Origin of the sequence: Haloplanus aerogenes, assembly GCF_003856835.1 — an archaeon.
Lineage (GTDB): Archaea > Halobacteriota > Halobacteria > Halobacteriales > Haloferacaceae > Haloplanus > Haloplanus aerogenes.
On sequence record NZ_CP034145.1, the window covers coordinates 2,062,108 to 2,073,356 of the forward strand.

Annotated in this window: 12 protein-coding genes; 7 read left to right on the top strand and 5 right to left on the bottom strand. The window is 67.2% G+C overall.

The window, feature by feature from the left end; translation table 11 throughout:
• Position 1 precedes the first annotated feature (1 nt).
• The gene (locus tag DU502_RS10560) at positions 2 to 1,111 is read right to left on the bottom strand and encodes a glycosyltransferase (protein WP_121919326.1); all 1,110 of its coding nucleotides are present in this window, start codon (positions 1,109 to 1,111) and stop codon (positions 2 to 4) included.
• Positions 1,112 to 1,169: 58 nt separating this feature from the next.
• Here DU502_RS10560 and DU502_RS10565 point away from each other — a divergent pair, with 58 nt between their 5' ends.
• The 3 genes from DU502_RS10565 to DU502_RS10575 are packed head-to-tail and all read left to right on the top strand — an operon-like array spanning position 1,170 to position 3,454.
• Positions 1,170 to 1,556 (top strand): hypothetical protein, encoded by a 387-nt coding sequence (locus DU502_RS10565; protein ID WP_121919327.1) that lies wholly within the window; start codon positions 1,170 to 1,172, stop codon positions 1,554 to 1,556.
• Positions 1,557 to 1,943, top strand: coding sequence for a hypothetical protein (locus tag DU502_RS10570; protein WP_121919328.1), 387 nt, complete (start codon positions 1,557 to 1,559; stop codon positions 1,941 to 1,943).
• A gap of 53 nt (positions 1,944 to 1,996) precedes the next feature.
• Positions 1,997 to 3,454: a hypothetical protein gene (locus DU502_RS10575; protein ID WP_121919329.1), complete on the top strand. Its 1,458-nt coding sequence runs from the start codon at positions 1,997 to 1,999 to the stop codon at positions 3,452 to 3,454.
• Between the two features lie 10 nt (positions 3,455 to 3,464).
• Here DU502_RS10575 and DU502_RS10580 read toward each other — a convergent pair whose 3' ends face one another.
• Positions 3,465 to 4,718 (bottom strand): geranylgeranylglyceryl/heptaprenylglyceryl phosphate synthase, encoded by a 1,254-nt coding sequence (locus DU502_RS10580; RefSeq protein ID WP_121919330.1) that lies wholly within the window; start codon positions 4,716 to 4,718, stop codon positions 3,465 to 3,467.
• A gap of 210 nt (positions 4,719 to 4,928) precedes the next feature.
• On the opposite strand from DU502_RS10580, the gene DU502_RS10585 reads away from it, so the two are divergent.
• Positions 4,929 to 6,137, top strand: coding sequence for a hypothetical protein (locus tag DU502_RS10585; RefSeq protein ID WP_199722655.1), 1,209 nt, complete (start codon positions 4,929 to 4,931; stop codon positions 6,135 to 6,137).
• Positions 6,138 to 6,224: 87 nt separating this feature from the next.
• Positions 6,225 to 7,082 carry a M14 family metallopeptidase gene (locus tag DU502_RS10590; protein ID WP_121919331.1) on the top strand — a complete coding sequence of 286 codons (858 nt, stop codon included), beginning with the start codon at positions 6,225 to 6,227 and terminating at the stop codon, positions 7,080 to 7,082.
• Here the strand turns inward: DU502_RS10590 and DU502_RS10595 are convergent.
• Genes DU502_RS10595 through sucC form a run of 3 tightly spaced genes read right to left on the bottom strand, consistent with a single transcriptional unit; the run spans position 7,079 to position 9,808 of the window.
• Positions 7,079 to 7,765, bottom strand: a complete 687-nt coding sequence (locus tag DU502_RS10595) for an RNA 2'-phosphotransferase (protein WP_121919332.1) — start codon at positions 7,763 to 7,765, stop codon at positions 7,079 to 7,081. The two genes, DU502_RS10590 and DU502_RS10595, sit on opposite strands and share 4 nt — an antisense overlap.
• Positions 7,766 to 7,796: 31 nt before the next feature.
• Complete coding sequence (sucD, locus tag DU502_RS10600; RefSeq protein WP_121919333.1) at positions 7,797 to 8,666, bottom strand: succinate--CoA ligase subunit alpha; 870 nt, start codon at positions 8,664 to 8,666, stop codon at positions 7,797 to 7,799.
• Positions 8,663 to 9,808, bottom strand: coding sequence for an ADP-forming succinate--CoA ligase subunit beta (sucC, locus tag DU502_RS10605; protein WP_121919334.1), 1,146 nt, complete (start codon positions 9,806 to 9,808; stop codon positions 8,663 to 8,665). Before sucC ends, sucD begins: the two co-directional genes overlap by 4 nt.
• A 211-nt stretch (positions 9,809 to 10,019) precedes the next feature.
• Here sucC and DU502_RS10610 point away from each other — a divergent pair, with 211 nt between their 5' ends.
• Both DU502_RS10610 and DU502_RS10615 read left to right on the top strand, forming a co-directional pair.
• Positions 10,020 to 10,610 carry a hypothetical protein gene (locus tag DU502_RS10610; protein WP_121919335.1) on the top strand — a complete coding sequence of 197 codons (591 nt, stop codon included), beginning with the start codon at positions 10,020 to 10,022 and terminating at the stop codon, positions 10,608 to 10,610.
• Positions 10,607 to 11,248 (top strand): QcrA and Rieske domain-containing protein, encoded by a 642-nt coding sequence (locus DU502_RS10615; protein WP_121919336.1) that lies wholly within the window; start codon positions 10,607 to 10,609, stop codon positions 11,246 to 11,248. The genes DU502_RS10610 and DU502_RS10615 overlap by 4 nt, the downstream gene beginning before the upstream one ends.
• The last annotated feature ends 1 nt before the right edge of the window (position 11,249 follow it).

An 11,249-nucleotide genomic window follows, 5' to 3' on the forward strand; every position in this document is an offset into this window, starting at 1 on the left:
ATCACCGCAGCCCCCGATAGATGTCAGCTAGCCGTTCGAGCGTCGCGTCGATCGACAGCGTCTCGCGGTGGGCCAGACAGCCGGCTTCGAGGTCGCTCCGGTCGTCGAGTGCGTCGGCCAGCCGGTCGGCCATCGCGTCCGGATTCCCCGGTTCGAACAGGTAGCCTGTCGTCCCGTCGTCGATGGTCGACCGGAGGGCGCCGGCGTCCGCACCGACCACGGGCGTCCCGCAGGCGATTGCCTCCAGGCCGACGAGCCCCTCCGTCTCGACCGGGCTGGGGAAACCGAACACGTCGAGTGCGGTGTAAAACGCCGGGAGTTCCTCGCGGTCCAGAAACCCGACGAAGCGAACGTCGACGTCCCGCCGGCGCGCGAGCCGTCGAAGGTCGTCCGTCGCAGGACCGTCGCCGCCGAGGACGACGGTAACGTCCCTGTCGAGACGGTCGGCCGCCCGAACCAGATCCTCGATTCGCTTCTCGAAGCCGTGCCGGCCCGTGTATCCCACCAGCGTCCCGTCGAGCCCGTATCGGTCGCGAAACGCTGTGCCGTCTGCCGGCTGGAACTCTCGAAGATTGATCCCGTTGGAGAGCGTCCGGACGGGGACCTCGCCGTCGAGGCGCGTTTCGAGTTCGCGCGTCGTCTCGGCGGACGGTGCGAGTACGAGATCCGCCGCCTCGAGCACGCGACGTTCGTACGTCGAGAGGCCGGAGGCGAACAGCGACGCCCCCACGTCGGTCGGCACCACGTACTCGGCGTACTCCGCCATCGGCGTGTGATACGAGACGACGAACGGGAGGTCGTGCGTCCGGGCGAGCACCCAGCCGGCGGCTCCGACCGAAAACACGCTGTGGGCGTGGACGATGTCGGCGTCCCGAACTGCGGAGGGAATCCACGGCAGGGCGGCGCGATAGCCCGGATAGAAGGGGAACGGTGCGCTGGAGATCGGATACTCGTGGTCGCGTGGTCGGTGGTCGCTGTCGGGGTACACGACGTTCATCAGCCCGTACGACTGATTCCAGCGCTCGGCCCACTCCGCGATGGTGTACGTGACGCCGTTGACCGTCGGGAGATACGTATCGGTGAACGCGGCGACTTCGAGTCCGTCGGTCACACAGGGGTGGTGAATCGGTGGCTAAATATAACGACCGGTCGTACGCTCGTCCCGCGAAATGGACGCGACACGGGTCGGGTGGGTCGTCGTCGGGAGCGCGATCCTCTGTGCCGGGATGACGCTCGTCGGCGTGAACGCGTTCGCCGGGCGACTCTGGCTGGTGGTCGTCGGCTTCGCCCTGTTCGTCGGTGGCTACCGGACGATGCAGTACGGCGTCCACGGCTGGCCCTCGCTCGACGGCCTCGGCGCGACGAACGCCTCCACCGCCGGATCGCTGGCTCGTGGCACCGGACTCGCGCTCTCGGTCGTCCTCTGTGCGTACGGCTTCGTCCTCATGGGCGAGGCCGTTCGCGCATCGGCGTGGCAGCCGACGCTGTTCTCCGGCGCGTCCGTCGTGGTCGGATACGTGATCGGACACATTGCCGCCAACGGCGAGGTGTTGTGAGTGATCGGGCGTCGACGACTCCAGTTGTACGGCGGCTTGCTCGTTGCGATCATCACGCTCGCGCTCGCCGTCGACTCGGCGGTGCGTGACGGCTACCTCGAGGTGTTCGGCTGGGTCGTGGCGTCGTGGGGGAGCTATCTCGTCGCCCACCACGGCGCAACGGGGCGATTCGTCGACGAACCGGGAACGGGAGACGCACCGGCGGTTCCCCAGTCGTTGCCGCGTCGGGCGATCCTCGTCGCCGCGATTCTGGGGATGGTGGTCGCCTTCCCGCTCGGAATCTTCGCGCTCGCCAACGACTCGTTCGGCGTCCTCCTGACCGCCGCGACCCTCTTCGTCGGCGCGTACGTCGCGGGCCATCACCTGCTGACCGGACAGCCACTATAGATAGGTACGTGGACACTAGTGTTTTACACGAGTGGCTATCAGTGTAGCTGACGATGGGCACCGGATCGCCTGACGACGCACCCACTGTCGACTGGTATCCGACGGATCCAGACCCCGAGCAGCGTCCGTTCAACGCCTTCGTCCGCGGCAACGACCTCGCGACCCGCGCCGAACGGCCGTTTTCGTCCCTGAGCTTTCACCAGTTCTGCGCGGTGTCGCCACGAGAGACCTTCTACACGCAGGAGCGACAGGGGGGATCGGTTCGAATCATGCCGGCTATCGTCCGCCCGGCCCTTCGCTACTGGCCACTGACGATATTCGTCATGACGGTGCTCTATCTCCTCGCCCCCCTCGTCGAACCGGGTCTCGAACCGGTCTGGGCGTTCTTCCCACCTCTCACCGTCGACAACCTCGTGTGGGTCGCTGGCGTGATCGTCGTGTGGACGACGCTGTTCGCCATCATCAGTCAGGTCGGCATCGTAACCCGGTATTCGCAACTGGCCAAACCCGCGTTCGTCTACGGCCTCCTCGGCATCCTACTCGCCGGGACCGTGTTTTCGGTCTTTCTCGTCTGGAACAGCGACACGCCAGCGACTCTCCCTCGAAACGTCGTCTTCGGTTCGGGCTTTCTCTTCGCCGCCTACGTCTCGGGGATGATCGCGTACGACCTGTTGATCCGGACGGAGAACATGCTCGAAAACTTCGGGAAGAAGAACATCGTCGAGAACGAAAGGCAGTACGAGGACGTCTTTCTGTCGGACTTCACGAAGAAACTGGAGGCGTCGGTGTTCGACGTGCCGCTCGCACTCGTCTTCGGCGTCACATTCACCAGTCAGCTCGTGGGGTTCTGGCTGCTGCAAAACGGGCCACACCAGCTCGATTCGTCCATCGCGCTGGCCTGTAACGCCTTCTTCGACGCCATTCTGATGACGGCAATCTTTCAGTTCTTGATCTTCATTCGACAGCTGAACCTGCTGCTGGACGACAAGTACGAACGCGACGGGGAAGCGGTGGTGCTCCAGTTCCAGCCGTTCCACCCGGACGGCCGCGGCGGGTTCCGAGACATCGGCCGGGCGGCGATGCAGGTGAACGTCCTCGTCATCGTCGCCGGGCTGTACTACGTCTACCGGCTGTACGTGCAGGGGCTTCGCGCCCTCCCCGCGGGTGGATTCGACGCCCTCCAGAACATGCAGGCCGTCATCTGGCTGATCGACTTCGGCGGCCCCATCGTGCTGTACGCCGTCGTCTCGGCGGTCTGGCTCTACTACACCTTCTGGACGACACACCTCAAAATGGCCCGGGACAAGGAGCGGATGATCCTGCGACGACAGGCGTCGTACCGCAGCGACACTGACGACGAGACCGAACCCATCGGCAGCGTGAACGACAGGGCCGGCTACGAGGAACTGCTCACGTCGCCCGTGTGGCCGCTCGACAGCCGACAGCTCCAGACCGTCGTGCTGTCGAACATCATCCCACTGTTTCTCACGCTGTCGAGTATTCCCATCTGACCGCTCGCCGTCACGCCGACCAGTCCATCGCCCCGATCGAGAGGTGAGTCACGGGGAGTGCCGACGGGGTGTCGGGGGCCAGAACCCCCGACGCGAGCGCCGTCAGGAACGACCGATCCGGCGGCGAGTCCACGACGGCATCCAGCGAGGTGTCGAGCTGCCGGCGCACGCGTGACGGCGAGGAAGCATCCGACGCCAGCGCCGTTTCGAGGCGCCGACAGAGCGCGAGGCCCGTCGCCAGCAGCGTTCGCGCCCGGTCGACCGGCGCGTCGACGGCAGTCGTCGAGAGATACTGCGCGGCCGCCGTGTCCGCGACGGTGATGGTGTCGTCTAGCCACGCCTCGATCCGTGCCGTCGTCGGTTCGGCGCCGACGCTCGACTCGGCGTCGAGGCGTCGATAGAGGTCGACCTCCTCGTCGGCGATGTCGTGGAACACGTCGCCGACGACGACGGCGTCGGCACCCGCCGCTCGCACCGCGCGGGCGTGTTCGCGGGTTCGCAGCCCGCCGCCGTACCAGAGCCGTGCCCAGTTGAGTGCGGGCGCCACCGCCTCGATCACGTCGGTCGCCGCCTCGCCGCCGTACGTGCCCGAGTACTCGACGTAGATGATCTCGCTCCGCAGGTGGCAGTCGGCGGTGACGGCGCGCTGCCGGGCCGCCGTGGGCGAGAGCACGTCCGCGTCGGTCACGCCTGCTTCCCGCGCCGCCGCACTGTCGGGGTTCTGGATGATGTACGCCTCGAACAGGGCGCGGTTCAGGACCTGTGCGGACAGGACTGGCGTCACGTACGGTCGGATCACGTCGCTCAGCCACGACGGTAGGTGGTCGTCGAGTTGCGTCGCGATCAGGTCCTCACGAAGTCCCTCGATCGCCTCCCCGAGCGTGCCCACGAGCGCCTCGGAGGTTCCGTTCAGCACCTCGGGCACGGCGAGAAAGGCCGACTCGGACAGCGTCGTGTCGGTGACGTGCCTCGGCGCGCTCGGTTCGTGGATCGCGGGCACCGACGCGAACTCGAGGAGGTCGAACGTCTCCTCCGTGGTGGTCGCGGTGACGCCGGTCGACCCGCCGACCGAGACGGCGTCGGTGTGGGCGAGATACGCGGGATACAGGATCGGGAGCCGTTTCGCCGGTTCGGGGTCGAGTTTCGTGACGTGCGTCCACGAACGGGGAACTGGGTTCGCGTCGAACACGCCCGCCTGCTCCACGCTGCTCGTGACGCCCTCGGCAATCGAATGAATCCACTGCGACACCGACCGCTCGACCATGCTCGGGGCGAGGAGGGGACGGCGCTTCTATCCACCGATCCGGGTCGTCGGCCGGCCGGTCGGCCGTGACACGCGTGGGCGGCGAATCGACGCCCCCGCGGGCAGTCGTGACCAGCCCCAACCAGAAGGTTTGAATAGTTCTGTAGCGGGCATGTGTCTACATCGGCCGCGTCGACGACGGGCCGAACGACACACGGAGCCGACACGACCATGGCAGGGAGCACGACGAACGGCGTCTGGCGGCGCGTGGCGGAGAGCATCGCCCAACGGGATGCGCTCCCGACGCCGGTACGGGCCATTCTGGGGTATTACGCGGACAGCGGACAACTGTCGGTGAGCGCCTTGCGGCTCCAGCGCACCACCGACCGGTTCATGACACGGGCCGTCGAGGACCTGTTCGACCCGGTCGAGGCGGCCATCGCCCGGGACGTGGACGCGGCCCCCGACACCGTCGAGTTCGAGTACGATACGAAGCTCACCCTCCCGGCAGAACTCACGCTCGGCCAGGTGTACTACCGAGCGCGACGGGAGACGCCGGACGGGTTCGACCCCGTGAACCGCGAACTCACGTCGTTGCGCGCCCGCCTCGGCGGCGCGGACGAGGACCGACTGGCGCGACTGCTCGACGCACACGCCGACCGCCTCGACACCATCGAGCGGGCGGAGCGGATGACCGAACTGGTCACGGCCGCCCTCGTCGACGGGGATATGCGCGACGCCCTCAACGACGCGGAGTACGAGGACTTCCACGTCGACTTCCCCGTCGCCTCGGACAAACTGCACCGGGAGATTGCGTCGTGTGCACAGGAGGCGTTGCAGCGACTCGTCGACGAGCGATTCGAGGCGTTCCCGCCCGCGGTGCGCGACGCCTACGACGAGGCGGTGGATATCTCGGAGCGGCATCAGGCACGGGACGACCGCTTCCGGACGCTGGCGCGTCGGGCGCGGGACGGAGACGACGACGCCGTCGTGGCCATCGAATCGGAGTACAAGTTCGCCGACTTCGACACGCCGCCGCCGGTGTTCGACGACGACGACCTCGAACTGCCGTATCTCAAGACCCAGTATCGTCGCGTCGGCGTCATCTATCGAGGGATGATCGAGATGTACCGGGCGGCGGACATCGACATCGACAGGGCGTTCGAGAAGTCGATCATCTTCGCCATCATCGGCGCGCAGGTGTGGCTCGACGACGTGGACGACTACGAGGCCGACTACGCCGAAGATCAGCTCACGCCGGTCACGGCCGAGTACCTGCTGGCGTCGGACGACGAGACGGCGTATCGACGCGTCGTCGACATTTCGCGGACGTATCTCGACGCCGCGAAAGCGCACGCGGAGGCGTCGAACTCCCCGCTCGCGGGGATCGGAAGCGACTACATCTATCGCTCCGGCGATCCGTCGGTGTTGCCGCGGTAGCCACGGTCGCGCCGCTGGCGCGAGCGGCGTCACACGGCACGCCACCGATGAGTTAGCTTTTCGGTCGTGGACCGTTCAGACACCCCTATGCAGGTCCACACGGTCGGTGAGGGGACTCCCGAGGTTGCGGTCGTCGGTGCGGTCCACGGGGACGAACCCTGTGGCGCTCGCGCCATCGAGCGCTTTCTCGATTCCGACCCCGAGGTCGACCGCCCGGCGAAGCTGATCATCGCGAACGAACGCGCCCTCGATCAGGGCGTCCGGTACGTCGAGACGGATCTGAACCGCGCGCTCCCCGGCGACCCCGAGAGCGACCTGTACGAGGAACGTCTCGCGTACGACCTCATGCAGGAAGTGCGGGACTGCGTCTCCCTCGGCATCCACTCGACGGTGTCGTATCAGGACGCCTTCGCCAACGTGGCGTATCTGAACGAGCGGAAACGCGACATCGTCGCCCACCTCCCCGTCACCGGCGTCGTCGACTTCACCGTCGTCGCCGACGGGCGATCGGTCGAACTGCCGGGTTTCGTCGACATCGAGGCCGGGTATCAGGGTTCGGCCGAGGCCGTCGACAACGCCTACGACTGCCTCCGTGCCTTCCTCCAGACGACGGGCGTCCTGCCCGGCGACCCGCCGGCACCCGATCCGGGATTCTACGAGGTGACCGAACCCATCTACAAGGACCCCGGCAAGGAGTACGAGTTCCTCGGCGAGAACTTCGAACGCGTCGACGCCGGCGAGCAGTTCGCCACCGTCGACGGCGCTCCCTTGACCGCGGACGAGCCGTTCTGGCCCATCCTCATGTCCAGCGACGGTCACGACGTGTTGCTCGGCTACCGATCCAACTATCACGGGCCCCTCTCGTCGCTCTCGCTGTCGGCCGTCGACGCCGACGCGGACGCCGCCAACGCCGACGCCACCGACGACCCCGTCGCCGAAGACTAGTCCTCGATAATCGTCAGGTACGACGGCGGCACCCGGTCCACCGTGTACGTCTCGTTGCCGCGTTTCGTAATTCGATACTCCCCCAGCAGTGCCGCCGCATCGACTTCGAACACGACGGGGTCGGCCGCGTGTCGCCGCCCGACGGCGTGGGCATCTTCGACAGAGGCCGAGAGATGCACCTGCTGGCGGCTCATCGGCTTCAACCCTTCCGACCGGATGGCGTCGACGTTGTCCGGCGTGGTGCCGTGATACAACTCGTCCGGCACCGGCGCGTCCGTAGGTTCGAGGTCGACGGCGACGGAGTGGCCGTAGGCGGCGCGGACGCGGTCGGTGTCGGCGTCGCTATCACCGGCCTCCGGCCGGTTTCCGGAGGAACGTCGTTCCTCGCTATCACGCTCGAACCGCCCTTTCGGATCGGTAGCGACGACGCCCGCGACCGCCGCCTCGTCGGCCCACGGATACCGATCCGTCGCCACCGTGACGAGGTCGGCCCACGCCACCCAGCCCCGGTCGTCGAGCGAGAGGCCCACGTCGTCGGGGAAGTGCCGGAGCGCGCCGCTGAGAAATTTGGAGAGGCGGGTGCGACGGTCCGCCGAGAGTACCGTCTCGCCGGTGGCGCCACAGACCGGACACGTGCCATCCGTGTAGCCGTGGTCCGGACAGCGTCGAACGGGGTCGGTCACGGGCCAGCGTAGGCGGCCCGCCGGAAAAAGCCTAGAGGAAGCCTTCGATGTGGTCCGCGACTTCCTCGGGGGTGTCGCCGACGGGGACGCCCGCGTTGTTGAGCGCCTCGATCTTGCTTTCGGCCGTCCCGGTGCCGCTCCCGGAGACGATGGCGCCAGCGTGGCCCATGCGCTTGCCCGGCGGGGCCGTCCGCCCGGCGATGAACGCGGCGACCGGCGTGTCCATCTCGGTCGCGATGAACTCCGCGGCCTCCTCCTCGTCCTCGCCGCCGATTTCACCACACATGGCGACGGCTTCGGTCTCCTCGTCCGCCTCGAAGAGTTCGAGGGCGTCGATGAAGGAGGTGCCGATGATCGGGTCGCCGCCGATGCCGATGGCCGTCGTCTGCCCAATGCCCCGCTGGGTCAGGTTGTCGACCACCTGATACGTGAGGGTACCCGACCGGGAGACGAGGCCCACGTTGCCGTCCGCGAAGATGTTGCCCGGCAGGATGCCGAGTTTCGCCTCGCCGGGCGTGATGACGCCGGGGCAGTTCGGGCCGACGAGGTAGGTGTCCGTCTCCGAGAGCCGGCGGTTCACCTTCGCCATGTCCTGTGTCGGAATCCCTTCGGTGATGGCGACCACGAGGTCGAGCGACGTGTCGAGCGCCTCGAACAGGGCGTCCGCGGCGAAGGCGGGCGGCACGAAGACGACGGAGGCGTCCGCGTCCTCGCGGCGCACCGCCTCGTGGACCGTGTCGTAGACGGGGACACCGTGGACCTCCTGTCCTCCCTTGCCCGGCACCGCGCCGGCGACGACGTTCGTCCCGTACTCGATCATCTGCTCGGCGTGGAAGTTGCCCTCGCCGCCGGTGATGCCCTGCACGACGACGCGGGTGTCGTCGTCGACGAGGACACTCATCGGCCCACCTCCTCGGCGTTCTGCACCGCACGCTGCACGGCATCTTCGAGTGTCCGTTCGACCTGCACCAGTTCCGTGTTCAGGATCTCCATACCCTCCTCGGCGTTGGTGCCGGCGAGGCGGACGACCACGGGTTTCGGAATCTCGTCGAACTGCGAGAGGGCGTCGTTGATCCCCTGTGCCACCTCGTCGCCACGGGTGATGCCGCCGAAGATGTTGAACACGACGGAGTCGACGTTCGGGTCGGAGAAGACCATATCGAGAGCGTTGGCGACGCGTTCGGCCTTGGCGCCGCCGCCGATGTCGAGGAAGTTGGCTGGCTCGCCGCCGTAGTAGTCGACGAGGTCGAGCGTCGTCATCACGAGACCCGCGCCGTTGCCGATGATGCCGACGTTGCCCGAGAGGCGGACGTAGTCGAAGCCGTACTCGCCGGCTTTGCGCTCCAGTTCGTCCGTGTAGGACTCCTCCTCCATCTCCGCCAGATCGGGATGCCGGAAGAGCGCGTCGTCGTCGACGTTCATCACGGCGTCGGCGGCGACCACCTCGCCCCCATCGGTCACCATCAGGGGGTTGATCTCCGTCTCGCTGGCGTCGTTCGCCTCCCAGAGATCGTACAGCGTCTCCAGCACGCTCGAGACGGCCCGGGATACGTCGCGGGGGACGCCTGCCTCGTACACCGCCTTCCGCGCCTGGAAGGAGTGGAGGCCGAAGGCGGGGTCGACGTGTTCGCGCGCGATAGCCTCGGGGTTCGTCTCCGCGACTTCCTCGATGTCGACGCCGCCCTCGGAGGAGACCATCACGACGGGTTCGCCCTCGCCGCGGTCCAGCGTCACGCCGAGATAGAGTTCGTCGGTGAAGTCGACGGCCGACTCGACGAGGACGCGGTCGACGTGGTACCCCTTGAGATCCATACCCAGAATGCGCTCGGCGGCCTCGCGGAGTTCGGCCTCGTCGCTCGCGATCTCGATGCCACCGGCCTTGCCGCGCCCGCCGACGTGGACCTGCGCCTTGACCGCGACGGGGTAGCCCATGTCGGTGCCGGCGTCGACCGCTTCGTCGACGCTCGTCGCGAGCCGGGAGTCGGGAGTCGGAATCCCGGCCTCGGCGAAGACACCCTTCGCCTGATACTCGTGGAGTTTCATCGATGAATCGGGCAACAGTTGCGTCGAACGGGAGTTAGTAGTATCGGTCGGGGAGGCCCGCGCCGACCGGAAGATGCGGCAGGGATCAAAAATCCATCCCCGAACATTGGTCCCACTTTTTTGTAACTCGCGACCCCTTTACCGGGACTGTGGTACCAGTTCCCACTATGACCGGGTCACCACCACCAGCCGACCGACCGATCGTCGAGCCATGAGACGGAACACGGTCGTCATCGTCGCGCTCGTCGTCACGGTGTTGCTGCCGATGTGGTACGTCGCGCTCCACGGCGAACCACCGTCGGAGGAAGTCGCCATCGACGAGAGCGTCACGGAACTTCGGCCGCTTCAGGGCTTCGTCGACACGCCGAACAAACTCTCGCCGAGTCAAGTTGGCGTCATCGTCTGGGTCGCGTTGTTCGGTCTCGTCGGCGTCCTGACCGCAGTGCATCGATTCATGAACGAGGCCGTGCGACCACCGGACGACGCCTCGCCCGCCGTCTCCGCAGACGGCGGGACGAGCGCCGTCTCACTTCCGTGGCTACAGACGGACCGCCGCTGGATCGTCGAGTACCACGACGCCTCCGACGCCATCGAGGGGCTGGTCGCCATGGGTGGGTTGACCGTCCTCGCCATCGTCTTCGCCGCCCTGTTCACCGGCGAGTACCTGACGCTGGGGCGGACGCAGTACTTCGGCATCTACGCCACTGGGATGTTCGTCTCGCTGGCCCTCTCGACCGTCGCCTACTACGCGTGGTTCATGCCGCACATCGAAGTCGCGGAGCAGCGGGGGCACGAACCATGACGGGTGAGGACTGCGAGGACTGTCCCTGCGGGGGCGACGGCGGGCCGGTCCAGCCGAGCATCTACACCGACCGCCGGGCGCGCATGGAAGTTCAGCGCCGGGACATCGCGAAACTCCTCGCGACGGTCGGTGGCCTGACGGCCATCGCGAGCCTCACCGCCCCGCTCGCGGGGCTGACACAGGTATTCGAGCGAGGGTACAACGGGCCCGTCTACTCCGACGGCGTCCACCTCGTCGACGGCGAGGGCGAGCGTATCAGCGAGGACCGCCTCGCCGAGGGCGAGCAACTGACCGTCTTCCCCGAACCCCGGCCGGGCATCGAGGACGCGCCGACCCTGCTCGTGCGCTTCCCCGAGAGCGCGTACGGCGGGGGGACGAACATGGCCTACACCGTCAGCGGGTACGCCGCCTACTCGAAGGTGTGTACGCACGCGGGCTGTATGGTCTCGGACCGCGAGGGATCGACGCTCGTCTGCCCGTGTCACTTCGGGAAGTTCGACCCCACGGCGGGCGCGGCCGTCGTTGGCGGGCCGCCGGGGCGACCCTTGCCCCAGCTCCCGATCACCCTGACCAGCGACGGCTTCCTCGTCGCAACGGGTGACTTCGAGGCCGCCGTCGGGCCGGGAGGTGGCGAGTAGG